This window comes from Rhodoferax sp. LB1P47 (genome assembly GCF_056521445.1).
Map to the genome: position 1 here is coordinate 150,787 of NZ_JBWMAU010000005.1, position 26,638 is coordinate 177,424.

General features: G+C 61.6%; 27 protein-coding genes, 1 tRNA gene and 2 pseudogenes. 11 read left to right on the forward strand and 19 right to left on the reverse strand.

Features of this window, described 5'->3' with window-relative positions; genetic code table 11:
* Positions 1 to 8: 8 nt before the first annotated feature.
* The 6 genes and pseudogenes from AC0969_RS08620 to AC0969_RS08645 form a co-directional block, all read right to left on the reverse strand.
* A complete protein-coding gene (locus AC0969_RS08620; protein ID WP_479623739.1) occupies positions 9 to 584 on the reverse strand; it encodes a LolA-related protein in 576 nt (191 codons plus the stop codon).
* The gene (locus tag AC0969_RS08625; RefSeq protein ID WP_479623740.1) at positions 581 to 1,507 is read right to left on the reverse strand and encodes an LpxL/LpxP family acyltransferase; all 927 of its coding nucleotides are present in this window, start codon (positions 1,505 to 1,507) and stop codon (positions 581 to 583) included. The genes AC0969_RS08620 and AC0969_RS08625 overlap by 4 nt, the downstream gene beginning before the upstream one ends.
* Positions 1,504 to 3,166 (reverse strand): annotated as a pseudogene (locus AC0969_RS08630) (AMP-binding protein). Before AC0969_RS08630 ends, AC0969_RS08625 begins: the two are co-directional and overlap by 4 nt.
* Positions 3,167 to 3,184: 18 nt before the next feature.
* Positions 3,185 to 3,847: a COG4648 family protein gene (locus AC0969_RS08635; RefSeq protein WP_479623741.1), complete on the reverse strand. Its 663-nt coding sequence runs from the start codon at positions 3,845 to 3,847 to the stop codon at positions 3,185 to 3,187.
* Positions 3,844 to 4,152: a phosphopantetheine-binding protein gene (locus tag AC0969_RS08640; protein ID WP_479623742.1), complete on the reverse strand. Its 309-nt coding sequence runs from the start codon at positions 4,150 to 4,152 to the stop codon at positions 3,844 to 3,846. The genes AC0969_RS08635 and AC0969_RS08640 overlap by 4 nt, the downstream gene beginning before the upstream one ends.
* An 86-nt stretch (positions 4,153 to 4,238) precedes the next feature.
* Entirely contained in the window at positions 4,239 to 5,567 is a 1,329-nt protein-coding gene (locus AC0969_RS08645) for a S41 family peptidase (protein WP_479623743.1), read from the reverse strand.
* Positions 5,568 to 5,930: 363 nt separating this feature from the next.
* On the opposite strand from AC0969_RS08645, the gene AC0969_RS08650 reads away from it, so the two are divergent.
* From AC0969_RS08650 to AC0969_RS08660, 3 genes are all read left to right on the forward strand, one after another.
* Entirely contained in the window at positions 5,931 to 7,553 is a 1,623-nt protein-coding gene (locus AC0969_RS08650) for an NAD(P)/FAD-dependent oxidoreductase (RefSeq protein WP_479623744.1), read from the forward strand.
* Between the two features lie 344 nt (positions 7,554 to 7,897).
* Positions 7,898 to 8,737: a M90 family metallopeptidase gene (locus AC0969_RS08655; RefSeq protein WP_479623745.1), complete on the forward strand. Its 840-nt coding sequence runs from the start codon at positions 7,898 to 7,900 to the stop codon at positions 8,735 to 8,737.
* A gap of 141 nt (positions 8,738 to 8,878) precedes the next feature.
* Entirely contained in the window at positions 8,879 to 10,561 is a 1,683-nt protein-coding gene (locus tag AC0969_RS08660) for a hypothetical protein (protein WP_479623746.1), read from the forward strand.
* Here AC0969_RS08660 and AC0969_RS08665 read toward each other — a convergent pair.
* Positions 10,558 to 11,373 carry a helix-turn-helix transcriptional regulator gene (locus AC0969_RS08665; RefSeq protein ID WP_479623747.1) on the reverse strand — a complete coding sequence of 272 codons (816 nt, stop codon included), beginning with the start codon at positions 11,371 to 11,373 and terminating at the stop codon, positions 10,558 to 10,560. The genes AC0969_RS08660 and AC0969_RS08665 overlap by 4 nt on opposite strands.
* 107 nt (positions 11,374 to 11,480) lie before the next feature.
* Here AC0969_RS08665 and AC0969_RS08670 point away from each other — a divergent pair, with 107 nt between their 5' ends.
* Entirely contained in the window at positions 11,481 to 12,458 is a 978-nt protein-coding gene (locus AC0969_RS08670; protein WP_479623748.1) for a Bug family tripartite tricarboxylate transporter substrate binding protein, read from the forward strand.
* Positions 12,459 to 12,474: 16 nt separating this feature from the next.
* Positions 12,475 to 12,945 (forward strand): DUF3237 domain-containing protein, encoded by a 471-nt coding sequence (locus AC0969_RS08675; protein WP_479623749.1) that lies wholly within the window; start codon positions 12,475 to 12,477, stop codon positions 12,943 to 12,945.
* Here AC0969_RS08675 and AC0969_RS08680 read toward each other — a convergent pair.
* Together AC0969_RS08680 and AC0969_RS08685 are read right to left on the reverse strand one after the other, a co-directional pair.
* Positions 12,932 to 13,384, reverse strand: a complete 453-nt coding sequence (locus AC0969_RS08680; protein ID WP_479623750.1) for a DUF6691 family protein — start codon at positions 13,382 to 13,384, stop codon at positions 12,932 to 12,934. The two genes, AC0969_RS08675 and AC0969_RS08680, sit on opposite strands and share 14 nt — an antisense overlap.
* Positions 13,385 to 13,406: 22 nt before the next feature.
* Positions 13,407 to 13,808: a YeeE/YedE family protein gene (locus tag AC0969_RS08685; protein WP_479623751.1), complete on the reverse strand. Its 402-nt coding sequence runs from the start codon at positions 13,806 to 13,808 to the stop codon at positions 13,407 to 13,409.
* A 73-nt stretch (positions 13,809 to 13,881) separates the two neighbouring features.
* On the opposite strand from AC0969_RS08685, the gene AC0969_RS08690 reads away from it, so the two are divergent.
* The 4 genes and pseudogenes from AC0969_RS08690 to AC0969_RS08705 all read left to right on the forward strand — a co-directional run bounded on the left by AC0969_RS08690 (position 13,882) and on the right by AC0969_RS08705 (position 16,075).
* Positions 13,882 to 14,127, forward strand: a complete 246-nt coding sequence (locus tag AC0969_RS08690) for a metal-sensing transcriptional repressor (protein WP_479623752.1) — start codon at positions 13,882 to 13,884, stop codon at positions 14,125 to 14,127.
* 9 nt (positions 14,128 to 14,136) lie between these two features.
* Positions 14,137 to 14,637 (forward strand): annotated as a pseudogene (locus AC0969_RS08695) (MBL fold metallo-hydrolase); the annotation flags it as partial.
* 138 nt (positions 14,638 to 14,775) lie between these two features.
* Positions 14,776 to 15,225 (forward strand): rhodanese-like domain-containing protein, encoded by a 450-nt coding sequence (locus tag AC0969_RS08700; protein WP_479623787.1) that lies wholly within the window; start codon positions 14,776 to 14,778, stop codon positions 15,223 to 15,225.
* A gap of 64 nt (positions 15,226 to 15,289) precedes the next feature.
* A complete protein-coding gene (locus AC0969_RS08705) occupies positions 15,290 to 16,075 on the forward strand; it encodes a type III pantothenate kinase (protein WP_479623753.1) in 786 nt (261 codons plus the stop codon).
* A 32-nt stretch (positions 16,076 to 16,107) separates the two neighbouring features.
* Here the strand turns inward: AC0969_RS08705 and AC0969_RS08710 are convergent, their stop codons facing one another.
* Together AC0969_RS08710 and AC0969_RS08715 are read right to left on the reverse strand one after the other, a co-directional pair.
* Complete coding sequence (locus AC0969_RS08710; protein WP_479623754.1) at positions 16,108 to 17,301, reverse strand: M20 aminoacylase family protein; 1,194 nt, start codon at positions 17,299 to 17,301, stop codon at positions 16,108 to 16,110.
* A gap of 10 nt (positions 17,302 to 17,311) precedes the next feature.
* Entirely contained in the window at positions 17,312 to 18,448 is a 1,137-nt protein-coding gene (locus tag AC0969_RS08715; RefSeq protein WP_479623755.1) for an ABC transporter substrate-binding protein, read from the reverse strand.
* A 35-nt stretch (positions 18,449 to 18,483) separates the two neighbouring features.
* Here AC0969_RS08715 and AC0969_RS08720 point away from each other — a divergent pair, with 35 nt between their 5' ends.
* Together AC0969_RS08720 and AC0969_RS08725 are read left to right on the forward strand one after the other, a co-directional pair.
* Entirely contained in the window at positions 18,484 to 20,568 is a 2,085-nt protein-coding gene (locus AC0969_RS08720) for a molybdopterin-containing oxidoreductase family protein (RefSeq protein WP_479623756.1), read from the forward strand.
* A 475-nt stretch (positions 20,569 to 21,043) separates the two neighbouring features.
* Positions 21,044 to 21,640: a ProQ/FINO family protein gene (locus AC0969_RS08725; RefSeq protein WP_479623788.1), complete on the forward strand. Its 597-nt coding sequence runs from the start codon at positions 21,044 to 21,046 to the stop codon at positions 21,638 to 21,640.
* Between the two features lie 195 nt (positions 21,641 to 21,835).
* On the opposite strand, the gene AC0969_RS08730 is transcribed toward AC0969_RS08725, so the two are convergent.
* From AC0969_RS08730 to secY, 8 genes are all read right to left on the reverse strand, one after another.
* Positions 21,836 to 21,912, reverse strand: a tRNA-Met gene (locus AC0969_RS08730).
* Positions 21,913 to 21,933: 21 nt separating this feature from the next.
* On the reverse strand, positions 21,934 to 22,332 hold the full coding sequence (gene rplQ, locus AC0969_RS08735; RefSeq protein ID WP_479623757.1) for a 50S ribosomal protein L17: 399 nt from the start codon (positions 22,330 to 22,332) through the stop codon (positions 21,934 to 21,936).
* A 124-nt stretch (positions 22,333 to 22,456) separates the two neighbouring features.
* Positions 22,457 to 23,449 carry a DNA-directed RNA polymerase subunit alpha gene (locus AC0969_RS08740; RefSeq protein WP_295959425.1) on the reverse strand — a complete coding sequence of 331 codons (993 nt, stop codon included), beginning with the start codon at positions 23,447 to 23,449 and terminating at the stop codon, positions 22,457 to 22,459.
* A gap of 108 nt (positions 23,450 to 23,557) precedes the next feature.
* Positions 23,558 to 24,181 carry a 30S ribosomal protein S4 gene (rpsD, locus tag AC0969_RS08745; RefSeq protein ID WP_295959421.1) on the reverse strand — a complete coding sequence of 208 codons (624 nt, stop codon included), beginning with the start codon at positions 24,179 to 24,181 and terminating at the stop codon, positions 23,558 to 23,560.
* A gap of 106 nt (positions 24,182 to 24,287) precedes the next feature.
* Complete coding sequence (gene rpsK, locus AC0969_RS08750; RefSeq protein WP_092757621.1) at positions 24,288 to 24,692, reverse strand: 30S ribosomal protein S11; 405 nt, start codon at positions 24,690 to 24,692, stop codon at positions 24,288 to 24,290.
* Between the two features lie 18 nt (positions 24,693 to 24,710).
* Positions 24,711 to 25,076 (reverse strand): 30S ribosomal protein S13, encoded by a 366-nt coding sequence (rpsM, locus tag AC0969_RS08755; RefSeq protein ID WP_295959417.1) that lies wholly within the window; start codon positions 25,074 to 25,076, stop codon positions 24,711 to 24,713.
* A 23-nt stretch (positions 25,077 to 25,099) separates the two neighbouring features.
* Complete coding sequence (gene rpmJ, locus AC0969_RS08760) at positions 25,100 to 25,213, reverse strand: 50S ribosomal protein L36 (RefSeq protein ID WP_028820150.1); 114 nt, start codon at positions 25,211 to 25,213, stop codon at positions 25,100 to 25,102.
* Between the two features lie 86 nt (positions 25,214 to 25,299).
* Positions 25,300 to 26,616 carry a preprotein translocase subunit SecY gene (gene secY, locus AC0969_RS08765; protein ID WP_479623758.1) on the reverse strand — a complete coding sequence of 439 codons (1,317 nt, stop codon included), beginning with the start codon at positions 26,614 to 26,616 and terminating at the stop codon, positions 25,300 to 25,302.
* Between the last annotated feature and the right edge of the window lie 22 nt (positions 26,617 to 26,638).

Here is a 26,638-nt window from a genome sequence, read left to right on the forward strand (position 1 = left end):
GCGCCTCTTCATGGGGCGACGGCGTTGTCGATGCGCATCAGCGAGCGGTCTTTGTCGGCCTGCTCGATTTCGATACTGCGCAGCTCGGCGCGCTCACCCTGCATGGTGATGCGCTGCACCACGGCCAACATCTTGGGATTCAGCGGGCGCAGCACCAGGCTCCAGCGGGCTTCGCTGCCGTCCAGCGTCAATTGGTACAGGCGCTCCAAAGAGGCCCGGTCGCCCGCCAGCGTGCCTCGGATGCTTTCCACAAACACGGCCAGCTCGGGGTAGTCTTTGACGCGCAGCACGTACTGGCGCTTGCCGCGCTCCACCGTCACGGTGTCGCGGTCGAGCACCAGGGTTTCGGGCTTGGGCAGCAGGGTGCGTTTTTCCAGCCGGTCGGGGGCGGTGTAGAGCAGCTCGCCAGACGACAACACGGGTTTGTCCAGCAGGGCAATGAATTTTTGCTCGGTGAACGTGGCCCGCCCGGAGGTATTGCGGGCCAGGGATTGCATGAGCTGCTCCAGGTCCCAGGCGTGGGCCGATAAGGCTGCGCAGCCCAAAGCCAAAGCCGCCATAGATCGAAAGAATTTTTGCATCATGGGCTTAAATGGGGCGTGGCCGGTGGTTGCCAGAAGTCGAAGAAATTGAACCAATTGGTGGGTGCGGCGTGGCAGTACTTTTCCAGCAGTTCCACGTAACGCGCCATCGCGACCTGCACGGCGGCTTCGCGCCCGCCCGCAGGAATCTGCGAGAAGTCGGCCACGGTTTCAAAGTGGATGTCGTAGCGGTTGCCGCCACCATACAACCCCACCATGAACAGCACCGGACGACGCAATATCGCGGCCATGCGGAACGGCCCCACCGGCAAGGCCGCAGCAGCCCCCAAAAACGGCAGGCTGCGCGTGCTGTCGCTGCCCAGCGAGCGGTCGGCCAGAATGCCCACCACCGCGCCCGACTCCAGCAGGGCGTGCACTTCCATCATCGAGTCCACCTTGCCCAGCGGCACGATGTGGCTGTGGGCGGCGGGGTTGATGGCCTGCAGCAAGGCGTTGATCTTGCGTGCATTTTCTTCAAACATCACCATCGCCAACCGCAGGCCCGGCTGCTGCTGGCCCACGGCGCGCAGCACCTCGAAGCTGCCCAGGTGCGCGCCCAACATGAACGCGCCGCGCTGCTGGGCCAGCACCTCCAACACCTGGCTGTGGCCGTGTATCTGGATGTCAAACAGATCAAAGCGGTCGTTGACCAGATAAATCCGGTCATGGACCATCGAGGCGAAGGCCATGAAGTGCCGAAACTGCCAGCGCCAGCCGATTTTTTGCCCCGGCAAAACGCGGCGTAAATACTGCCGCGATGCCAGCCGCGCCGTGGGCGCCAGCAGTAAAAAGTAGGCCGCAATGCCGACCAGAATGCCGCGCGCCACCCGCCGCCCCAGCCGCAGCGAGATCCAGGTCATGAGCCTCAGCATCAGCATATTGCTGCGCTCCGGGCGCTGCTTCCAGTGGTCGGAGAGGTCGTTCATGGCGGCATCCGGGAGGTCAATGCCAGCTGCCCGGTCGCCACCTTGCGGCTGCCGCAGGTGATGTCAAAACGGGCGCTGCCGGGCGTGGTGCACACCAGGGCAAAGGCCAGCAGCTCGCCGGGGCGCACCGGGCTTAAAAACTTGGCGTTGCCGATCTGGCCGGCCACGCTGGCAGTCACCGTCTCGGCCCACAGCAGCACCGCATCCAACAACACCACGCCGGGCAGGATGGGCGCGCCAGGGAAGTGCCCGGCAAAGGCGGGGTGGTCAGGTGCTACCGGCCAGGTGGTTTCAAACTGCATGGGGTTTGGAGGCGGTTTGCGCCAGCGCCTGCAAGGCTTCGCGTGGCAGTTTGCCGGTGCTGTTGCGCGGCAACTGCTCCAGCAGCCGCAACGGGCGCGGCAGAAAAATCGGGTCGATGCGCTCGCGCAGCGCGGCAAGCAACGCGGCCTGCGTGAAACCCGGGGCCACCACAAAGGCCATCAGCCGGGTCACGCCGTCAACCCCGCGTTCTTCGGGCATGTAAAACGCGCCATCCTGCACCCCGGCAATGGCGTTGAGCTGGTGGTTCAGATAGGCCAGCGAGCTGCGCTTACCGGCAATATTGACCAGGTCGGCAATCCGCCCGTGCAGCAAGAAATGCGTGGCACTGAGCGGCTCCAGTACGTCGCCCATTGGCACGGGCTGCTCCACATGGCCGCCCGAGACCCAGGTGCCGCCGTCTTGCGCGGTCAATTGCAGGCCGGGAAAGAGCTGCCATTCGGCCCCTTGCGCGGTGCGCCGGGTGGCGACCTGGCCGGTTTCGGTGGAGCCATAAATCTCCAGCAGCGGCATGTGCAGTGCGGCCTCTGCTGCCTTCGCCAACTGCGGCGACAAAGGCGCGGTGGCCGACACCACCAGGTCCAGCGCCGGAATCTCCAGCCCGGAGTCCAGTAAAGCGCGCAAATGCACCGGGGTGGTGACCAGCACGCGGGGCCGGTCCACCTGGGCCAGGGCGCTGCAAATATCGGCCGGGTAAAACGGGTGGTCGGCGCTGAACACCGCACCGCTTTGCCAAGCCACCAGCACGGTGGATTCAAAGCCGTACATGTGCTGCGGTGGCACGGTGCCGACGATGCTGTGCACGGCCCCATCTGGCCGCGCCACCAAGCCCAGCCGCTCGGCCTCGGCGCGCACATTGCGCACCAGCGCACCCCAGGTTTTGCGGTGCGGCACGGGCCGGCCGGTGGAGCCAGAGGTAAACACAAAAGCCACGGTTTGGTCGGCCGGAATCTGCGGCACGGCAGTGGCGGGCGCGTCGGCGGCAGCCCAGGCTGTGGGGTAGACGCATTGCGGCAAGGCGATGGTGCAGGGGCCGTCGCTCAGGCAAAACACATCCGGGGCAAACACCTGCATCTGGTGCACCATCTCGGGCGTGTGGGTAGACGGCAGCAGGCTGGTTTTACCCGCCACCATCGCAGCGGCCAGGCCCACGGCGAAGTGGTAGCGGTCGGCACAGGCGTTGAGCACGTGGCCGCCTGCGGGCAGCACGGCTACCAGCTGCGCCACGTCGGCCACAAAGCGGGCCACGGTGACGCTTTGGCGGTTGGCACCACGGGGTCGGCGCGTGGCCACCACATCGGTCAAATGGGCGTGCGCCACAAGGGGAAAGGTCAACATCGAAAAAATCAAATCAAATTATTGCAACGGCGGCCTGCCCACCTGCCGATAGGCCTGCACCGCCTGCCACAGGCCGGTAACGTCTTGCGGCGGCAGCACGCAGCGGCGCACCAGGTAGTCGCCCACAAACATCAGCGCCACCAAGGGCAGGCCCAGCAGGTTGGCAAAGCCCGACCACCAGGCCATCGGTGCAAAGCTAAACAACAACACCGACAGGCTGGCCATCAGGCCAAAGTACAGCGTCCAGGCCCAGGTGACACCGCGCGTGTAGCGCTGCAATGGCGGCGACAGCGGGCCGTGCACCACAGCGGCGAAGCGCGCCACCAGGGGTGTCTGGCCGGCGGCCAGGGTGCGCCCAAAGGCGATGCACAGCAGGCTTTGCATGCCCGCGTGTTCCAGAAAAAACAGCCATTGGTAGTGCAGCCGCAGCCAGTCGCCCATACTGGCCAGGCCCACGGCCCCAGCCACGCACAGCGCCAGCATCAGCGGCCGGTGCGCCGAATGCCAAGCCAGCGATACGGCCAGCACCAGCACCCAAAACAGGGCCGTTAGCACCTGCCACACGCCGGGTGCGGGGTGGATGCTGGCCAAGTGCGCCAACAGCGAATAGGCCACACACAAGGCCGCGCCCCCGGCGACTTTGCCCCAGCGCAGCCAGCGGGCAAAGGTCGTCGGAATCACTTGCTGCGCTGGGCGGCGATGTGGTCGCTCAGGCTGCGCAGGGAGCTGAAAATTTGGGCGTTGTCTTCGTGGTCGGCGCGCAGTTGCAGGCCGTATTGCTTGGACACGCTGAGCGACACCTCCAGGATGTCGATCGAGTCCAGGCCCAGGCCATCGCCGTACAGCGGCGCATCGGGGTCGATGTCGGCGGCGGCGACTTCCAGGTTCAGGGCACCCACCACCAGTTCGGCCACTTCGCGCAGTAGGGCCGCATCGGCGGAGACAAAAGAAGTGGTGGGCGCGGTGGAAACAGGGAGTGCAGACATGGGAGAGGTGTTTAGAAGAGGGCTGCGTACCGCATGCAGCGTACGTAAAGACCCTCGATTTTAGCGGGCGATATCAGGGCGCTGGGTCAATCCAGCCGCATCTGCGGTGGGCTGATGTCGCCAAAGCCACGCGACGGCACGCGCGCCAGGCTCTTGGCGGCGCTGGCCACTGTGGGGCAGCTCCCGGAGGCGATAAATGACAAGGCGGCGGCGGTGATCGACTCCGCCGGGTCGCCCAGCACATGGTTCACGTCGTCGGCCACGGAGCAGCTGGGCACGATGCCGTCACTGGGCACAGACACATTTTGTGCATTGGTAGTCACGATATTCACCGCGTTGTAGGTGGTGCCACAGGCATCGACCGGCTGGAACGCATACGGTTTGCCGTAGCTGGTGCTGCCCAGGGTGACCACGGTTTTATAGGGCCGCAGGGCGTTGATGACCATTTCGCTGGCCGATGCGGTGCTGGCCGAGGTGATGGCGAACACCCGGGTCAAACCCTCCAGCGGCGCGGTGGGCAAATTGCTGGTGGTTAAAAAATTCTGGGTGGAGTTGCGGGCGGTGTTTTTGGCGTTGAACTGGTACTTCGCAAAGACCCTGCCGATCTGCCCCGACCCTGCGATCAAGCCCGCCAAATACCGTGCCTGCTGGGTGCTACCGCCGCCGTTGTAGCGCAGGTCCAGCACCAGCTCGGTCACGCCTGCGGCCCGAAACTGGTCAAACGCAGCGCCCATCGCCGTGGCCCCGGAGGCAATGAACTCCTGGTACATCAAATACCCGGTTTTGGCCCCATTGGCGGCCGTGAGCACCTTCACAGTGTGTACCGGGCTGAGGGCGTAAGTGGCGGATTGCACGGTAAAACTGCGCTGGGTGCCCGCCGCGTTTTGCACCACGAAGGTACGGGATACACCGGTGATGGACACGGCCGTCAACGCGCCATTGGCGATGTCGGTCGAGGTTTTGCCGTCGATGGTGACGATGCGGTCGCCGCGCAGCAAACCGGCTTGGCCCACGGGGCTTAAAGGTTCGACCATTTGCACCACCAAAGTGGTACGCGCCGAGTCCAACCAGTCCGTCCGGTAGCCATAGCCGGTGCGGGTGCCTTCCACATAAAACTGGTCGGCGCTGGCCGTGGTTTGGGCGTAGCTGTAGTGGTCGGTGGGCTGGTACAGCAGGCTGTCGAAGTAGTCGCCCATGCTGGCGGCAGCGGCATTGGGCACGCCCTGGTGGTCGTACCAAAAATACTGGTCGTTCATGTAGTCGCGCAGCCAGGCCCGCTGACCCGACACGTCGCAGCTGGCCGCTGCGCTGGGGTAGCCCGAAGCCACCGGGGGCGTGGCCCCGCTGCCACCGCCGCCGCCGCAGCCCGCCAAAGCCACCACCCCCATCACAGCCACACAAGCCAAACCGCGCATAGAGTACTTTCCACAGATTGATAAGAGGCGCAGTGTCGTATGCATCGGCAGATCGAAATTCTGCAACCCGATGGCTTTTTGCATACAAAAGACAGTTTTCTCCGCCGTGCAGACTTAATTTTTTAGGCTATTTTCAGGCATGAAAGTGGCCTAAAGCGCTTATTTTAATTGCGCATATAGCTATCAAATTTAACATCAAAAACAATAGCAATAGATACCCCAACTTGCCGACCGGGCGCGGCAGCCGCCATGCCCACTTCATCCTCCATTTGGGGGATGAATGCCCCGCCCGGGCCGCCAGCGGCCAGCTTCTAAAATCCCCCCTCTTGCTTGATAACTACAAGCCACCAGGCTGCCCCCCCCATGATCCGCATCTCCGAACTCAAACTCCCCCTGGCCCACGCCGAAGAGGCGCTGGCCGCGCTGGTCGCCCACACCCTGGGCCTGGCGCCCGCGCAGATTGCGCACTTCCGCATCTTCAAACGCAGCTTCGACGCCCGCAAAGCCGCGCTGATGCAGGTCTACATCGTCGATGTGGCCTTGGTAGATGCGGCACAAGAGGCCGAACTGCTGCGGCAACACCCCGACAACCCGCACCTGCGCCCCTGCCCCGACATGGTCTACATCCCGGTGGGACAAGCACCGGCCGACATGCCCATTCGCCCGGTGGTGGTTGGCTTCGGCCCCTGTGGCATTTTTGCGGCGCTGGTGCTGGCGCAAATGGGCTTCAAACCCATCGTGCTGGAGCGCGGCACCTCGGTGCGCCAGCGCACCCAAGACACCTGGGGCCTGTGGCGCAAAAACGTGCTCAAGCCCGAGAGCAATGTGCAGTTTGGCGAAGGCGGTGCGGGCACGTTCTCGGACGGCAAGCTGTACAGCCAGATCAAGGACCCGCGCTTTCTGGGCCGCAAGGTGATGCAAGAATTTGTGAAAGCCGGTGCGCCCGAAGAAATTCTGGTCGCCGCGCACCCGCACATCGGCACCTTCAAGCTGGTTAAGGTGGTGGAGCATCTGCGCGAGCAAATCATTGCGCTGGGCGGTGAGGTGCGGTTTGAACAGCGGGTCACCGACGTAGAAATTGTGGATGGCAAGATGCGTGGCCTGACCGTGCTGAACCAAGCCACGGGCGAAACACAAGAGCTGCGTGCCGACCACGTGGTGCTGGCCCTAGGCCACAGCGCCCGCGACACCTTTGCCATGCTGCATGCGCGCGGTGTGTATGTAGAAGCCAAGCCGTTTTCCATCGGCTTTCGTATCGAGCACCCGCAAAGCCTGATCGACCGCGCCCGCTGGGGCCGCCACGCAGGCCACCCGCTGCTGGGCGCGGCGGATTACAAACTGGTGCACCACGCCAACAATGGACGCGCCGTCTACAGCTTTTGCATGTGCCCCGGCGGCACCGTGGTGGCCGCCACCAGCGAGCCGGGCCGCGTGGTGACCAACGGCATGAGCCAGTATTCGCGCAACGAACGCAACGCCAATGCCGGCATCGTCGTCGGGATCACGCCCGAAGACTTCCCCAGTACGCACCCGCTGGCGGGCATTGAATTGCAACGCCAGCTCGAATCCCACGCCTATGTGCTGGGCGGCAGCAGCTATGAAGCCCCAGGCCAACTGGTCGGCGACTTCATCGCCGGGCGCTCCTCCACCCAGCTTGGCAGCGTGGAGCCATCCTACAAACCCGGCGTGCTGCTGGGCGACCTGCACAGCGCCCTGCCCGGCTACGCGATTGAGGCCATCCGCGAGGCGCTACCTGCCTTTGGCCGCAAGATCCAGGGCTTTGATCTGCATGATGCCGTGCTGACCGGCGTAGAAACCCGCACCTCCTCGCCCATCAAAATGACCCGGGACGGCGACTTCCAAAGCCTGACCGTACGCGGCCTGTACCCGGCCGGCGAAGGCGCCAGTTACGCGGGCGGCATCTTGTCGGCCGGGGTGGACGGCATCAAGGTGGCGGAGGCGGTGGCGCGGAGTTTGCTGGCCTGATGGAATAAATACCGACCCAAACTCCTGCCCGGTGCTATCCGCAGGGCAGCGGATGGTGGATGCGGCGCTAGGGTTTGGGATAAACCACCGTTGGCCCACCACGGACGCTAGCCCAGTGGGGTCAGACCATCCATGCGCGCTGAAAAGTAGGTGGGCAGCACGGCTCCAAACCGCATGCGTGTTCTGACCCCGCTGGGCGGTTAAACAGCCCAAAGACGCGGACCGCGTAACAGACATTGCGGGTCGCCATTGGGGCATCGGATATTCCGAATACAGCACGCCAAACCGCTCGCCTGGTCGCCGCTATTGCAAATCTCCCTTGCAGCACCCAGCTAGCATTGCCCATGGACACCCCCACCGCCACCTTCCTAGCCCTCCTGCTCCTCACCACCGTCTGCACTCTAGGCTGGTTCACCCCCAAATGGTGGATCGCCCGGCGCCGACGCAAGCTGCGGCAGCAGCCCTTCCCCGCTGCGTGGCGCACGATCCTGCGCCGCCGGGTGCCGCTGGTGCGGCGCATGCCCGCAGACCTGCAACTCCAGCTGAAGCAGCAGATGCAGGTCTTCATCGCCGAGAAGGCGTTTCTGGGCTGCGCGGGCTTAACCATTACCGATGAGATGCGGGTGGTGATTGCCGCCCAGGCCTGCCTGCTGGTGCTCAACCGGCCCACCGGCCTGTACCCGCACCTGCGGCAAATTTTGGTCTACCCGGGGGCGTTTGCGGTGCAGCGCACGCACAGCGATGGCGTGGTGCAGCGGGAGGAGCGGCAGGCGCTGCTGGGCGAATCCTGGGCGCAGGGGCAGGTGATTTTGTCGTGGCACGACGCGCTAGAGGGCGCGACCACGCCCGGCGATGGGCGCAACGTGGTGGTCCATGAATTTGCCCACCAGCTGGACCAGGAAAAAGGCCATGCCAATGGCGCACCGCACCGCTATCGCAGTAAAGGTAACGCCGACCCGGCCCGCTGGTCCGAGGTGTTCCACGCGGCCTACGCCAAACTACGGCGCGAAGCCCATGTGGGCGAACCCGGCCTGTTGAACCACTACGGCGCACAAGACCCGGCCGAGTTCTTCGCCGTGGTGTCCGAGGTGTTCTTTGAGCAGGCGGCGGAATTGAAGGACTACGACCCGGCGCTGTACCAGGAACTCAGCGGTTACTACCGGGTGGACCCGGCGGGCTGGTGACCAAGGGTTTTTAAACGGAATAAGCCACCAACGCATATTTAACCGGCGGTAGTAGCTATTACTTATATAGCAGACTACCCCATGTAACAAGATGCCGGGGCTCCTCTACACTTTGGGGCAATAACGCCCCACGGACTGCCCATGCGCCCAGACACCGCACCCACCACGCCCCCAGTTGTCGAGCACTTCCGCCAGGTGCTGCTGTGGCCCGTGCGGCTGATGCCGGTGCGCGGCAGCGAGGGCTCGGTGGCCAAGCCCTGGGAGGTGCTGGCCGACATGGCAGATGTGGGCGACACCTCTCCCTGGCGCGAGGTGGTGGACGAATTTACCGGCGACAGCAGCCGCTTCCACGAGCGGCATTACAACGAGTTCGTCACCTTTTTGCCCTACGTACAGCGGTTTTTGTACGGCGAAGGCCTGCCCAAACATGCCACGCAAGGCAAGGCCCAGGGCTCACCGATGCGCGTCTTTCGCCGCCACGACATTGCCGCCGTGCGGGTGGTGCCGCGCCCTGGCGACGCGCCCGTCACGCTGGACACGGTGCATGTGGATCTGTACTTTTTCCTCGACGTGGACCTGGTGCTGCTGAACGTGGAGGTGGCCACCCAGCACCTGCCACTGGAGACGGCGCAAGAAATCCTGTACCGCTTTGGCCGCGCCTATCCGGCGGGCTGGGACGCTGCGGGCCAGGCCCTGCACTGCCTGGCCAGCGCCGAGTGGCTGGACGCGCAGGGCAACGTGCTGGCCGCATCGGATGCCAACCAGCGCGATGCGTTTTTAGAGCACGTCAGCACCCGGCGCGCGCCGCGCATGTCGGCCCACTGGGACTTCATCATGCAGCCGCTGGTGGGCGACCACTCAGACCACCCCGGCGCGCTGCGGTTTCGGCAGATCGAGTACTACCGCATGCCGATGATGGCCTACCTGGCGCTGGACCGGCCCCGCGACCTGTCGCGCAGCGACTTTGTGCGGCTGGGGCTGGTCACCGGCTCGGGCGCACGCGAAGCGGCGGGCGGCTGCGCCCTGCCCTACGGCGAACAGCATCTGGCGGATTTCGAGGCCAAATACTGCTACGACCGCTTCTGGGCCGAGGGCGGTGCCGCCCCCAACACCCGCTACCTGTGCAACGGCCACGCGCTGGTGGTGGTGGGCGATGCGCGCAGTGACTTCTACGGCTGCCGCGATCGGGGCGTGCTGGCGCAGTTTCGGCACCAGCATTTTTTGCTGTTTTTGATAGCACATTTCCAGAAGGCCGCGCTGCTGATGTACTCGGACCGCATGGCCGAGACGCTGAAAAACCTGGATATCCGCGACGCGGCCAGCATCCGGCATTTCAAGCGCTCGATCCGCGATGGCTTCTCCAGCTTTTTGCGCTTCACCCACCGCTACTGGTTCCACGAAATCTCCGAGCAGGCGCAGGTACGCGCCCTGTTCCACATGTGTGCGCAGCACCTGGAGCTGGACCCGCTGTACGCCGAGGTAAAGCAGCGCATTGCCGAGATGAACCAGTACCTGGAGGCCGACAGCCTGCGCCGCCAGGCCAACACCGTGGTGCGCCTGACGGTGGTGACCATCTTCGGCCTGATCGGCACCGTGACCACCGGCTTTTTGGGCATGAACCTGCTGGCCGAGGCCGAATCTCCGCTGGGGCGGCGGCTGGCCATCTTTGCCACCGTCTTCCTCCTGACCACCGCGCTGACGGTCTACACCATGGTCAAGTCCAAGCGCCTGTCGGATTTTCTGGACGTGCTGTCCGACGAGCGCACCAACGCTTGGCAAAAGACCAAGGCGCTGGTCGGCGTGTGGACGCGCAAGGACGACTAGCCCTGGGCCGCCAGCACCCGGGCAAACAGCTGGTTGCGGAAGTGGATGCCCAGCCGGGCAAAGGCCCGCTGGCGGTAGGTTTTGACCGTCGGCAGGCCCAGACCAAGCTGGCAGGCAATGCCGTCCAGCGTCAGCCCTTGCAAGATCCCGGCACACACCTCGCACTCGCGCAGCGTCAGGCCCGGGTGCAGGCGCTGCACCCGCTGCACCTGGGCGGCAAAGCCCACATCCCGCGCAGGCGCGGCGGGCGCGGAGTCTGGCAGAAGCGGTAGCCGCAGCAGCAGGTGCTTGTGCGCCAGCGCCAGCAGGGCCGGGGCCAGCTGGGTGAAGTCGGCAATCTGCGCGTCGCGGAAGGGCCGCTGGTGCTGGTGGCGGTAGAAGTTGATGGCAAACAGCGCGCCGTCCCCCTGCGGCTCCACCACCGACACCCGCTCGGCCATGCCATGCGCCTCGTACACCTTGGCGCGGTGCTCGGGCGGCACCTCTTGGGCGGTGATGTGGCGGACCACATGGCCGGCTGTGGCCGCAGGCTGGCACAGCGTGCTGTCGCCCACATACGGGCCCGACAGGTAGGCCCGCCAGCAGTCGCGGGTGGTGTCGGGCACGCCGTGGCTGGCCGACATGTAGATCACCGGCGGGCACAGCGGCCCGGTGCGGTACACCGAACACGAGGCCGCCGGCAGCAGCGGGAACAGGCTGTCCAGCAGGGTTTGCTCAAAATGCGGCTCGCCCAGGCGCGGCACGGCCTGGGTCAGCACATGCAGTAGCTCGCCGGGGGTGGCGGTATCTGTATGGGCAGCCCACTGTCGCATCTTCGCTCCTCACATTGCAGGGTTTACACGTCGTCTTCAGGGATGACAGGATACGGCCCACCCCGGCTCTACGCTATGCAGCATTACACCTAGACCGGAGACACGCCATGCCCACCCCTTCCCGCCGCCGCGTACTCGCCACCCTGCTCACCGTCTTGGCCTGCACGGCGGCCAGCGCCCAGACCAGCTATCCCCACAAACCGGTGCGCCTGGTGGTCGGCTTTGCGGCGGGCACCGGGCCCGACATCGTGGCCCGCCTGGTCGGCCAGAAGCTGGCCGAGGGCTGGGGCGTGGGCGTGGTGGTCGACAACAAACCTGGTGCCGGAGGCCTGATCGCCGCCACCGAAGTGGCCCGCGCCGCGCCCGACGGCTACACCCTGCTGCTGGGCGAAACCGGCCAGCTGGCCATAGCGCCCAGCAGCTACACCAAGCTGCCCTACGACGTGCAGCGCGACTTTGCCCCGGTCAGCCAGGTGGCCAGCGTGGACTTTGCTTTTCTGGTGAATCCGCAAAAAGTCAGCGCCCGCACCGTGAAAGAGTTTGTGGATGCGGCCAAGGCACAGAAGGGCCTGTTCATGGCCACCTTTGGCGCGGGCACGCCGGGGCATTTCGGGGTCTTCATGCTGGGCGACGCGCTGAAGCTACAGCCCGAGCCGGTGCACTACAAATCCACCGGCGACGCACTCACCGGCCTGTTCGGCGGCGACGTGCAGGGCGTGTTTGCCAGCATCGGCCTGGCCGCACCCAACGTCAAAGCCGGCAAGCTGGTCGCCCTGGCCACCACCGGCGCGGTGCGCACCAGCAGCCTGCCCGAGGTGCCCACCTTCAAAGAGCAAGGCTACCCCGAGCTGGAATTCAACTCCTGGTTTGGCGTGGTGGCCCCGGCCAAAACCCCCACCGACGTGTTGGCCAAGCTGAACGCCGACATCGCCCGCGCGGTGCAGTCTGCCGATGGCAACAGCAAGCTGGAAGCCGCTGGGTTTCGCGCCATCGGCAGCAGCCGCGAGGACTTCACCCGCAGCATCACCGCCGACACCGCCAAGTGGGGCAAGGCCGTGGCGGCCACCGGCTTCAAGGCCGATTGAGCACACTAAGCACGCCATGCACCACCCCATTGACACCCCTGCCCTGGCTTTCTTTGCCGACCTGTCCGTGCAAGTAGACGCCCCGCAGGAAGTGGGGTCCACCGCCTACGGCCAACGCCGCCTGATCCCCATCCTGGGCGGTAGCGCCCGAGGTGACGGCTGGACGGCACGGGTGCTGCCCGGCGGGGCCGACGCGCAGTTGGTGGTCAACGCCACGCTGACCACGCTGGATGCGCGCTACTGCCTGGAAACCGATGGCGGCGACCTGATGTACGTGCACAACCGCGCCATCCGCACCGGCCCGCCGGAATTGATGGCCCGGCTGGTGCGCGGCGAACCGGTGGACCCGGCGCAGATCTACTTCCGCTGCCTGCCGCACTTTGAAACTGCCGCCCCGGCCTTGCAATGGATCAACCAGCGGCTGTTTGTGGGCAGCGGTGCGCGCTACCCGCAGACGGTGGAGATGCGGTTTTTTACTTTGGGCTGAAGCGTTTGGCCAAGCCCATGCCGACCAGCATGGCGAGTACAAACACGGCAACGCCTGCGCCACCCGTCAGCACGCTGGCCAGCGCCGGGCCGGGACAGTAGCCCGCCAGGCCCCAGCCCACGCCAAACAGTGCCGCGCCCAGCACCAGCCGGGTGTCGATGTCTTGCCGCGTGGACAGCTGGAAGGCCGTGGCCAGCCAGGGCTTGCGCGCCGGATGCCGGACGTTGGGCGGGGTAAGGGCAAAGGCGGGCAACGTCACCAGCAGCGCGCCGCCCATCACAAACGCCAGGCTGGCATCCCAGGGGCCAAAGCGCTGTGCATCCCACAGGCCGCCCAGGTTCAAGAAGCCCTGCACCTTGGCGGGCAGCACCATGCCCGACAGCACCAGCCCCGCCGCAAACAAACCACCCGCCAAGGTTGCGAAGATAATTTTCAACATGTTTTAGCCCTCTAGCGCTTATTTAACCTGCGGCTCTAGCTATAAATACAGTAGCAAATCCGCACCCCATGAACACCCCTGTGGCCACCAGCGAACGAACCGATCGCCGCCCCAGACCACACACGCCGTGGCCGCTGGTACAGCCCGAGCCCAGCACCGTGCCCACGCCCACCAGCAAGCCAGCAGCCACCAGCACCGCCCAGTGGGGCGACGGCAGCGCAGGCATGCCCCGCGTCAACAGCGCCCCCACGCCCACCAGCCCGGCCAGAAACGCCCAGCGCCAGGCCCGCTCGCCCGGCTGCGGCGACAGCGCCCCCGCCACGATGCCGCTGATACCGGCCACCCGGCCCAGCGCTGCCAGCAGCAGCCAGCTGGCCGCGCCAATCAAAATGCCACCCAGGGTGGCTTGCAAAAAAGGATGCATAGAAAATCTCCTTGACGGGTTTAAAAAATATACCCACGGGGGTATAGTAACCTACCCCGTCCCCAGGAGCCCCATGTCCCAACTCACCGACCCCGCCAAAAAGAAAACCCTGCTCGCCCGGCTAGCCCGGGTAGAAGGGCAACTGCGCGGCGTGCAGCGCCTGATCGAGGCCGAAGCCGATTGCGAAAAAGTGGCCCAACAGCTATCGGCCGCACGCAAGGCGCTGGACAAATCGTTTTTCACCATGGTGGGCTGCATGATCGAGCAGGGCCACCTGCCCGCCGAGCAAGTGGCCGACATGCTGGCCAAATACGCCTAGGAACACCCCATGCAGCCCATCCAACTCTTCGACCCCGCCACCAGCACCTACACCTATGTGCTGGTCGATCCGCTCAGCCGTGCCGCCGTCATCATCGACCCGGTAGACACCCAGCTGGAGCGCGATCTGGCACTGCTGCAAGCCCACGGCCTGTCGTTGGTGTGGGCCCTGGAAACCCATGCCCACGCCGATCACATCACCAGCGCGGGCCAGTTGGCCGAGCATGCCGGGGCCAAAACGGCGGTGCCCGCAGGCTGCGGCATCAGCGGCGCGGCGGTGCAGTTGCAGCACGGCGACTTGCTGCCGTTTGGCAGCGAAACGGTACAGGCGCTGCACACCCCCGGCCACACGGCGGGCAGCATGTCGTTCGTCTGGCGCAACCATGTGTTTACCGGCGACACGCTGCTCATCGGCGGCTGTGGCCGCACCGATTTCCAGTCGGGCAGCGCCGAGGCGATGTACCACAGCATCACGCAGATTCTGTTTGCCCTGCCCGATGCCAGCGTGGTCTGGCCGGGGCACGATTACCACGGCAAAACCCACTCCAGCATCGGGGCCGAGAAGGCCCACAATCCGCGCATAGCCCACACAAGCCTCACGGAATTCACCGCCACTATGGACGCACTGAACCTGCCCCGCCCGCAACGCATGGACGAAGCCGTGCCCGCCAACCTGGCCTCGGGCCTGTGGCCAACCGCCCGCCCCGCCGAGGGCTACGCAGGCGACGTATCACCCCAGCTAGCCTGCCAATGGTGGCAGGCGGGCGAGGCGGTGCTGGTCGATGTGCGCACCGATGCCGAACGCGCCTGGGTTGGCGAAGTGCCGGGAGCCGTCGCCCTGGCCTGGAAGCAGTGGCCCGGCATGGCCATGAACGCCGATTTCGACACCGGCCTGCAAGCCGCGCTAGCGGGTGGCAAAAAAGCCGTGCTGCTGTGCCGCAGCGGGGTGCGATCGGTGGCAGCCGCCAAACGCGCCACCGAGCTGGGGCTGGAGGCCTACAACATCCTGGAGGGCTTCGAGGGCGACCCCGACACCGAGGCCCACCGGGGCCGCAAGGGCGGCTGGCGTTTCCACAACCTGCCCTGGCGGCAGAGCTAGGCAAACGCCGTGCGGCGTTACGCGGCACATTGATAATGCGGGGAAAAATACCGGAGACCGCAGAATGAGTTTTCTCGCCATCGACATTGGCAACACCCGCCTCAAATGGTCGTTGTACGACGCGCCCCGCCCTGGGGCCGCGCTGCTGGCCCATGGCGCAGAGTTTCTGGAAAACATCGACAAGCTGGCCGATGGCCCCTGGGCTGAGCTGCCCACGCCCACCGCCATCCTGGGCTGCATCGTGGCCGGCGATGCCATCAAGCGCCGTGTGCTGGAGCAGTTGGAGCTATGGGATGTGACCCCGCAGTGGGTGGTGTCCAGCGCCGCCGAGGCCGGTTTGACCAATGGCTACGACCACCCCACCCGCCTGGGGGCCGACCGCTGGGTGGCCATGGTGGGGGCACGCCATCGCATGCTGGCCCAAGGCCCGGCGCGGCCGATGGTGGTGGTGATGGTAGGCACGGCGGTGACGGTGGAGGCCATCGATACCCACGGCAAGTTTCTCGGCGGGCTGATCCTGCCCGGCCACGGCATCATGCTGCGTGCGCTGGAATCCGGCACGGCGGGCCTGCACGTTCCCACCGGCGAGGTGCGGCTGTTTCCCACCAACACCAGCGACGCACTGACCAGCGGCGGCACCTACGCCATCGCCGGGGCCGTGGAACGCATGGTGCAGCACGTGCGCCAGCACTGCGGAGCCGAACCCGCCTGCACCATGACCGGCGGCGCAGGCTGGAAGATGGCGCCCAGCATGTCGGTGCCGTTTGATCTGGTAGATAACCTGATTTTTGATGGATTGCTGGCGATGGCGGCAGAACGCTTCAAAGCACCAGTTTTACAAGCTTTTTAGACCTCTAGCGCATATTGCACCTCCGCAAGTAGCTACTTATTCAATAGCAACCATGCTTCGGCGAGCCGCACCCAGTACGTCGCCCCCAACGGAATCAGATCGTCGTTGAAGTCGTAGCTGGGGTTGTGCAGGGTGCAGGGGCCTGCGCCGTGGCCCATAGCGCGGTGGTCGCCGTCGCCGTTGGCAATAAAGCAGTAGGCCCCCGGCTTGGCTTGCAGCATGTAGGCGAAGTCTTCCGCACCCATCGTGGGCTCTTGGGTCAGCACGTGGTCGGCCCCCACGATGTCGGTCAGCACCTGGCGGGCGAAGGCGGCCTCGGCGGCGTGGTTGATGGTGGGTGGGTAGTTGCGGGCAAATTCAAAGTCGCAGCGGGCATTGAAGGCGCTGCACAGGCTGTCGGCCATCTGGCGCATGCGGGCTTCGATCAAGTCCAGCACCTCCAGCGTGAAGGTGCGCACCGTGCCTTGCAGCTCTACGCTGTCGGGCACGATGTTGGTGGCCGAGCCGCCGTGCAGCATGGTGACCGACACCACGCCTGCGTCGATGGGCTTTTTGTTGCGGCTGATGATGGTCTGGAAGGCCAGCACCATCTGGGCCGCGATGGGCACGGGGTCGATGCCCATATGGGGCATGGCGGCATGGCTGCCTTTGCCGTGGATGGTGATCTTGAATTCGCTGCTGGAGGCCATCACCGGGCCGGGGCTGACGGCAAACTGGCCCACCGGCATGCCGGGCCAGTTGTGCATGCCAAACACCGCATCCATCGGGAAACGGGTGAACAGGCCTTCTTGCACCATCTCGCGGGCGCCGCCACCGCCTTCTTCGGCGGGCTGAAAAATCAGGTAGACCGTGCCGTCGAAGTTGCGGTGCTCGGCCAGATACTGCGCCGCTGCCAGCAGCATGGCGGTGTGGCCGTCGTGTCCGCAGGCGTGCATCTTGCCGGGGTGCTGGCTGGCGTGGGCGAAGGTGTTGAACTCTTGCAGCGGCAGCGCGTCCATGTCTGCACGCAGACCAATGGCGCGCGCAGACGTACCGTTTTGCAAAATGCCCACCACACCCGTACCCGCCAGGCCCCGGTGGTGGGGAATGCCCCATTCGGTCAACTGCCGCGCCACCAGATCGGCGGTCCGCACCTCCTGAAAGCTCAGCTCCGGGTAGGCATGCAGTTCACGGCGCAGGGCGGCAATGCCGGGGGCCTGTTGCACCAGTTTGTCGATCACAGGCATGGAGCTCTCCTTACATGCGGATGCGGCCATCTCCGGTGAGCATGGACAGATCCACAAAACTCGATCCTACATGTTCGCTGGCCGATAGCTTGACTGCAAAACCGCCGTACGACTGCGTCCCCAGCGATTCCAGCCCGGTCACCAGTGCATCACGGCTGATGCCTTTGCTCGCAGCAGCCCGCTTCAACCCGTCGACCAGGACCTTGGCGGCCAAATAGCCCTCCATGCTGGAAAAATTAACCTGCGCATCACCGCCGGCGGCCTTTACCGCGTCGGCAAAATTGCGGGCCAGTGCGGTGCTTGTACTGTAGGGAGATGGCATAACCTGTGACACCACAATGCCGGCACCTTCTTTGCCGAGTTCGTCTGCCAATGCCTGCGTGCCGACAAACGAGACATTGAAAAACTGCCCGCCGTAGCCCACCTTGCGGGCCGCCCGGATAAACGCTGCGCAGGATTTGTACGCACTGATTTGCACAATCGCCTGCGGCTCGGCGGCACGCAGGGCTTGCGCCGCAGCGGCCACATCCACGGAGTTGCGCTCCACCGTGGCCAGCGCCACCGGCTTACGGCCCAGTTTGGCGAGGGCCAGCGTGACACCTTCCAAACCCGCTTTGCCATAGGCATCGTTTTGGTAGAACACCGCAATACGGTCCAGCCCCAACTGGGTGAGCTGCTTGACGATCAGGGCGGTTTCGTCCTGGTACGAGGCACGTATGTGAAACGCATATTTATTGAACGGGTCGCGCAAAGCCATCGCCCCGGTGAAAGGGGCCACGAACGGTGTCTTGGCCTGGGTGGCCAAGGGCAATGCCGCCAAGCTGGTGGGGGTGCCGATATAGCCAAACAAAGCCACAGCGTCGGCCGCCAATAGCTTACGGGTGTTCTCCAGGCAACGTTCGGGCTCGTAGCCGTCATCGAGTGTGCGAAGTTCAATCTGTCGCTGGCCCACGCCGCCTTGCGCATTCACTTGGTCGAAATACAGTTTGGCACCTTGGGCATACTGGATGCCTAGCTGGGCCGCAGGCCCGGTCAGCGCCGCCGATTGACCCACCAAAATCTTGCCGCCAGGTTGCGCTTGGGCAATTGAAAAACCAGTCATTGCGGCGGCCCCGGTAGCGATGGAAAAACAGCGTCTATTTATCATGGATACATTTTGTCACAGGCAGAAGTAACGAACCTATGCAAGACCCAGACCACTCTACTACCACCTTGCCACACCAGGTACGCGGCGCGTGCCCGCACGACTGTCCCGACACCTGCGCTCTGCTGACCACGGTGCAGGACGGCATCGCGATCAAAGTGCAGGGCAATCCAGCCCATTCGCACACCGATGGCGTGCTGTGTACCAAAGTGTCGCGCTACACCGAGCGGACCTACCATGCCGAGCGCATCCTGCAACCACTGAAACGCAGCGGCCCGAAGGGTTCGGGCCAGTACACGCCGGTGGGCTGGGTTGACGCGCTGACCGATATCGCCGCACGGCTACAGGTGATTGCCGCACGCAATCCCGAGGCCATCGTCCCCTACAGTTATGCAGGCACCATGGGACTGGTACAGGGTGAAAGCATTTCGGCGCGGTTCTTCCACACGCTGGGCGCATCGCTGTTGGATCGCACGATTTGCGCATCGGCCGGAGGCGAAGGTCTGGTGCACACGCTGGGTGGCAAGGTGGGCATGCAGGTGCAGTTTTTTGCCGAATCCAAGCTCATCCTCATCTGGGGCAGCAACTCCATCGGCAGCAACCTTCACTTCTGGCGCTACGTGCAGCAGGCCAAACGCGACGGTGCACGGCTGGTGTGCATCGATCCGCGCAAAACCGAAACCGCTGAAAAGTGCCACGCGCACATCGCACTGCGCCCTGGTACCGATGCGGCTCTGGCCTTGGCCCTGATGCACCAACTCATCACCAACGACTGGCTAGACCACGCCTACCTGGCCGAACACACCGTCGGCTGGCCCGCGTTACGTGAACGCGCCTTGCAATGGCCGCCCGAGCGCGCCGCCGAGGTCTGCGGCGTGCCGGTCGAACAAATCACATCCCTGGCACACGACTACGGGCAGTGCTTTGTCAACGGACAACCGGCCGCCATACGCCTCAACTACGGCATGCAGCGCACCCGGGGCGGCGGCAATGCCACCCGCGCCGTGGTGAGCCTGCCAGCGCTGATCGGGGCCTGGCGGCACCGTGCGGGCGGCGTTTTGATGAGCAGCTCGGGCCAGTTCCCAGTGCAGCGCGCGGCCTTGCAGCGGCCCGACTTGCTGGCCGGGCGCAGGCCCCGCACCATCAACATGAGCACCATTGGCGATGCATTGCTGGACACGACCGCACCGAAGATCGAGGCACTGGTGGTCTACAACAGCAATCCCGTCGCCGTGGCCCCTGAGTCCGGCAAGGTCGTGCAAGGCTTTGCGCGCGAAGATTTGTTTACCGTGGTGTTAGAGCACTTCCAGACCGATACCGCCGACTACGCCGACTACATCCTGCCCGCCACCACGCAACTGGAACACTGGGATGTACACAGCAGCTATGGCCATACCGATGCCTTGTTGAATCGCCCTGCGATTGCGCCACTGGGCCAATCCAAAACCAATACCCAGATTTTCCGAGAGCTAGCCGAGCGCATGGGGTTCACGGACCCGTGTTTCCGTGACAGCGATGAGGCGCTATGCAGCATGGCCTATGGTGAGCAAGTGGACTTTGCCGCACTACAGGAACACGGTTTTGCGACGATTCCGCTAGCCGATGCGCCATTTGCCCTGGGGCAGTTCCCCACGCCATCTGGCAAATGTGAATTTTTCAGCGCACGGCTGGCGGCGCAGGGTCTGGATGGCCTGCCGGATTACCTGCCCAACTACGAAGCGGCGGGCACATCCAAAGACTTTCCGCTGGCCATGATTTCACCGCCTGCACGTAATTTTTTGAATTCCAGCTTCGTCAATGTCACTAGCCTGCGCAGCATCGAAGGTGAACCGCTGCTAGAAATCCATGCCGACGATGCCCTGCAACGGGGCATCACCAGCGGTGCTGTGGTGCGCGTCTTCAACCAACGCGGCACGTACCGCTGCAAAGCCAAGGTATCGGCCCGCGCCCGCATGGGGGTGGTGAATGGACTGGGGGTGTGGTGGCGAAAACTGGGGCTTGATGGCAGCAATGTGAACCAGCTCACCAGCCAGCAGTTGACCGATTTAGGCCGTGCGCCTACGTTCTATGACTGCTGGGTCGAGGTCGCTTTGGATGCGCCCCCTGAAACAAAAAAAATCTAAGCCGAAACAGCAGACTTGTCGCTCTTCGCCTTCGCGACTGCGGCGGGTGCACCAACCACTTGCCAGATCGTTTTGAAACCCGTGTCGGGAATCTGCAAAGGTTTGGTACGCGCGGCCTCTGGAGGGGTAACGACAACCGCAGGAGCTTTCTTAGCCATGAGCACTTTCAAAATTTTGGGAGGGCCGATTGTCGCAGCACTGCCATACGAACCTGTATCGCAAGGCACACTCTTACGCATTGACGGACGTGTAGCGTTGCTCTGCAACGACAAAACGCCTTTGCCTTACGCCGCGTGGGCGGGCTGACCCGCAAAGGCTCCCACAAGTTTTCGATGAAAATAGAGTCTGTTCGCGCACTCTTTGCGCCCGTTCCCCACCGCACACCCTCATCACCGTGACTACACCCCCAGCCCTCAGCACCCACAACGCAAAACCACATGTGCCCCGACTACCGCGCGCACCACGCAGCCGAGAGGTGCACCCCTTGCTGCACACGCTATACGACCTTTATCCCAAGGTATTTGGCGCACAGGCTTTACCGCTAAAACTCGGCATCTTTCACGAATTAGTTGCCAACCACCCCGAACTACTGGAAGCCAAGGCCCTGCGGGAAGCATTGGGGCAGCACACCCGGTCCACCCGCTACCTGGAGCAAGTCGCTACAGGAGTCCAACGCCACGACCTGCAAGGCAACCCGGTAGAGAGTCTGGCACCTGAACATGTGCACCAAGCCATTATGGAAGTCGTGCGCCGCGACCGCGCAGGCAATAGTCCGGCAGCGCAAGCCAAACTGCGTATGCGCCTGCGTAACGCCTTTGAAGTCTCCGGCTTGAGCCGTGGCGCATACGCAGAGCAGGTCAAGCCACCACTAGAGGCATGGAATGCGTTACTGGACCACGCCTATACAGAAGATGGTGCAGCAGCAGCCAAACGCGAAGCCTTGTTGAAAGCCTTTGAAGCCAGCGGACGAACTTTGGCCCAGTTTGCAGACATGTATGGCATGGATTTGAGCAACACCGAAGCCTCGCTAGAGCAAGCCAAACAAGACCGGGCCCGTAAGCAAGTGGAATAAAGCCTTGATCCGTGGCACAGCAATTAGGTGCCACGGAATCCAGATCCTGCGAAAAAGGGGTTCACCGTGATGGCCAAATAAACCCTGAAAGAAGAACTGGCTGCTACCCATACGCGGCACTAAATAGCGGATGGCAGAAATTAAAAAACCCACACAAGGTGGGTTTTTTAACTCGTAGCAACAAGTACTACTGATTGGTTGCGCGAGTAGGATTTGAACCTACGACCTTTGGGTTATGAGCCCAACGAGCTACCAGGCTGCTCCATCGCGCGGTATTCTACTATTGTAGCAGCTTATGCTTGGTCAGCCGATATTTCTACGGCTTCTTTTACATCAGCGCGATCTACCAGTTCCACAAACGCCATAGGTGCATTGTCACCCACACGGAAACCCATCTTCAAAATACGGGTGTAGCCGCCTGGACGGGCCTTGAAATGCGGGCCAAGGTCGTTGAACAACTTGGTCACGCTATCGCGGTCACGCAAACGATCAAAAGCCAAGCGACGGTTAGCAACCGTTGCTTCTTTTGCCAAAGTAATCATCGGCTCGATCACACGGCGCAATTCTTTAGCCTTGGGCAAAGTGGTTTTGATGGCCTCATGCTCAATTAGCGAGTTCATCATGTTGCGCAGCATCGCTAAGCGGTGCGAGGTGGTGCGGTTAAGTTTACGAAGTCCGTGTCCGTGGCGCATGGTGCATACCTTTCAATTATTTTGACGCACAGCCGTATAAGGTACTGCGCGTTGCACGTGTCCTTTGCAGGACATTTATAAAGGCCAACACAGCACCAAAATGCTGTACTAACCATGTTTTCAATTAACGCTTATCTAAGCCTGCCGGTGGCCAGCTTTCAAGCTTCATACCCAAGGTAAGACCGCGCGAAGCGAGGACTTCCTTGATTTCATTAAGCGATTTGCGACCCAGATTAGGAGTCTTGAGTAATTCATTCTCGGTGCGCTGGATCAGATCACCGATGTAATAAATGTTCTCAGCCTTCAGGCAGTTCGCAGAGCGAACTGTCAATTCCAGCTCATCCACAGGACGCAACAAAATTGGGTCAAACTGCGTGTTACCACGCGGTGCTGGCTGTTCAAACACGCCAGCCAATTCGCTGCCTTCCAGCTGCGCAAATACTGCGAGCTGTTCAACCAAGATTTTAGCCGATGCGCGCACTGCATCTTCCGCCGAGATCGCACCATTGGTTTCGATCTCTACCACCAGCTTGTCCAGGTCAGTACGCTGCTCAACGCGAGCGCTTTCGACGGTGTAGCTCACGCGCTTGACAGGAGAAAATGAAGCGTCCAGCACAATGCGGCCGATCGACTTGGTTTGCTCATCGGCATAACGGCGCATGCTGCCAGGAACGTAACCGCGACCTTTTTCGACCTTAATCTGCATGTCCAACTTGCCGCCTTGCGACAAATGCGCAATCACATGGTCTGGATTGATGATTTCAACATCGTGTGGGGTCTGGATGTCTGCCGCAGTAACTACGCCATCGCCGTCTTTGCGCAGGCTCAACGTAACTTCGTCACGATTGTGCAGCTTGAAAACAACGCCTTTGAGATTCAACAAAATGTTCACAACATCTTCTTGAACACCGTCAATCGAAGAATATTCATGCAGCACACCTGCAATCGTCACTTCGGTTGCCGAATAGCCCACCATGGAAGACAACAGTACGCGGCGTAGTGCGTTACCCAATGTATGCCCGTAACCGCGTTCGAACGGCTCTAACGCAACTTTCGCACGGTTGTGGCCCAGCTGTTCTACGTTGATGGCTTTGGGTTTCAGCAAATTAGTTTGCATGCATGCTTCCTCTTAGTACCCCCAGCTCGTTACACCGGTAAGGTAAGTGTTGGTTCTAGGCCGCAGTGCCCCGCAGCCTAGGAACAAAATCAAACGACAAATGCGGAATTAACGCGAATACAACTCAACGATCAGAGATTCATTGACATCAGAAGCGAACTCATCACGGTCTGGTACTTTCTTGAAAATACCTTCGGTCTTTTCAATGCTGACTTCAACCCAAGCAGGCAAACCCACTTGTTGTGCCAATTGCAAGGCTTCAACAATACGGTTCTGCTTCTTCGACTTGTCGCGAACAGCGACCACGTCGCCAGTCTTGACCATGTACGAAGGGATATTCACGCACTGGCCGTTCACCGTCATCGCCTTGTGCGACACCAACTGGCGTGCTTCAGCGCGTGTGGAGCCAAAGCCCATGCGGTATACGACATTGTCAAGACGCGATTCCAGCAGGAACAACAAATTGGCACCGGTATTACCCTTACGGCGATCGGCTTCTTCGAAATAGCGGCGGAACTGGCGCTCCAACACACCATACATACGCTTTACTTTTTGTTTTTCGCGCAGCTGTAAACCGAAGTCAGACGTACGGGCACCAGAAGTGCGACCGTGTTGACCTGGCTTGGAGTCAAATTTAGCCTTGTCGCTGATCGAGCGACGAGCGCTTTTCAGGAAAAGATCAGTGCCTTCACGGCGAGAGAGTTTGGCCTTGGGACCGAGATAGCGTGCCACTTGAGCGTCCTTAAATATTATCTTCCACGCAGAAACGTGGGAGCCATCTGCGGAGTGCAGATGGCGGTGGGCTTATAAAAACCGAACCGAAATGAATCCGGTGAAATTAGATGCGACGACGCTTTTGAGGGCGGCAACCGTTGTGTGGAACGGGAGTCACATCTGCAATCGAAGTGATGCGGATACCGAGGGCACCCAGAGCGCGAACCGAAGATTCGCGACCAGGACCCGGGCCTTTGATTTCGACATCAAGATTCTTGATACCTTGTTCAATGGCGGCACGACCAGCCACTTCGGACGCAACCTGGGCAGCAAAAGGAGTCGACTTACGCGAACCCTTGAAGCCCTGGCCACCGGAAGAAGCCCAAGACAACGCATTGCCTTGACGATCAGTGATCGTGATGATTGTATTGTTAAACGATGCGTGCACATGTGCGACACCGTCAGATACGTTCTTGCGAACTTTCTTACGTACGCGCTGCGATGCGTTGCTTTGTTGAGCTTTAGCCATAGTGATTTCTCAATCCCTTTATTTCTTCAATGAAGCCGCAGCCTTGCGCGGTCCCTTACGTGTGCGTGCGTTGGTACGCGTACGCTGACCACGCATGGGAAGACCACGACGGTGGCGGAAGCCACGGTAGCAGCCGATGTCCATCAATCGCTTGATGTTCATCGTAGTTTCTCTACGCAAATCGCCTTCAATGGTAAAGAGAGCGATTTGGTCGCGGATCTTTTCCAGATCTGCATCGGTCAAGTCTTTGACCTTTTTGGAATATGCAATGTCGCAAGCTTCGCAAATCTTGCGAGCGCGGGTGCGACCGATGCCAAAAATAGCGGTTAAGCCGATTTCGGAATGCTTTTGCGGCGGAATGTTAATACCAGCGATACGTGCCATGTGCGTCCTCTAAAACTTTTCTATCAACCTTGACGCTGTTTGTGGCGTGGATCTGTACAGATCACACGAACCACGCCCTTGCGCCGGATGACTTTGCAGTTACGGCAAATTTTCTTAACCGAAGCTGAAACTCTCATTTAATTCTCCTAAAACTCTGAATACCGTGCGATTGAATTCTCTGGAACAAAACACCAGAACCCATGACCAACTTTTAACTTACCAATTACGCATTGGTAGAAGACTTGAAGTTAGCCTTTTTCAGCAATGACTCATACTGTTGAGACATCATGTAGTTTTGAACCTGGGCCATGAAATCCATGGTCACGACCACAATAATGAGCAGTGACGTTCCACCAAAATTAAATGGCACGTTGTATTTCAAGACCAATATTTCCGGAACCAAACACACAAAGGTGATGTACACCGCACCTGCCAAAGTCAACCTCAGCAATATCTTGTCGATATAGCGAGCAGTCTGTTCACCCGGACGGATACCAGGAATAAACGCGCCGCTTTTCTTCAGGTTGTCTGCTGTTTCGCGGCTGTTGAATACCAGAGCCGTGTAGAAAAAGCAGAAGAACACAATGGCACTGGCATAGAACAACACATAGACTGGCTGTCCTGGGCTCAACATACCTGCAACATCTTTCAACCAGCGCAATGACTCCGAAGCACTAAACCAATTCACAACCGTTGCAGGCAACAAAATAATCGATGAAGCAAAGATCGGAGGAATCACACCAGCCATGTTGAGCTTCAAAGGCAAATGCGAAGACTGTCCGCCGTATACCTTATTACCCACCTGCCGCCGTGCGTAATTCACCAGAATCTTTCTTTGACCGCGCTCAACGAACACGACAAAGTAAGTGACCAAGGCAACCACCGCAACGATAAAGATGGAGGCAATGATGCTCATAGCACCGGTGCGCACCAACTCCAGCAAACCACCGATGGAACCCGGCAATCCAGCCGCAATACCGGCGAAAATCAAAATGGAAATTCCATTGCCCAAACCGCGCTCTGTAATTTGCTCACCCAACCACATCAGGAACATGGTTCCAGCAGTCAAACTTACTACAGCTGTCATGCGAAAACCAAAACCTGGCGACAGTACCAGCCCTGGAGAACTCTCCAAACCAGTGGCAATTACCAGCGACTGAAACAGTGCAAGGCCTAGGGTTCCGTAACGCGTGTACTGAGTGATCTTGCGACGACCCGATTCGCCTTCTTTCTTCATCTGCTCAAACATCGGAACCACATAACCCATCAATTGCATGATGATAGAGGCGGAGATGTAAGGCATGATGCCTAAAGCAAATACAGTAAACCGGGACAAGGCACCGCCAGAAAACATATTGAACAAACTCAATATGCCGCCTTGCTGACCTTTAAAAAGCTGCTGCAGTTGCGTTGCATCGATGCCAGGCACAGGAATATGTGCGCCGACACGATAAACAACCAGCGCGAGCAACAAAAACACCAAGCGACGACGCAAGTCGCCGAACTTACCCGTCTTTGCGATTTGAGCGCTAGTTGCCACCGAACGTTTCCTTCAACAAAAA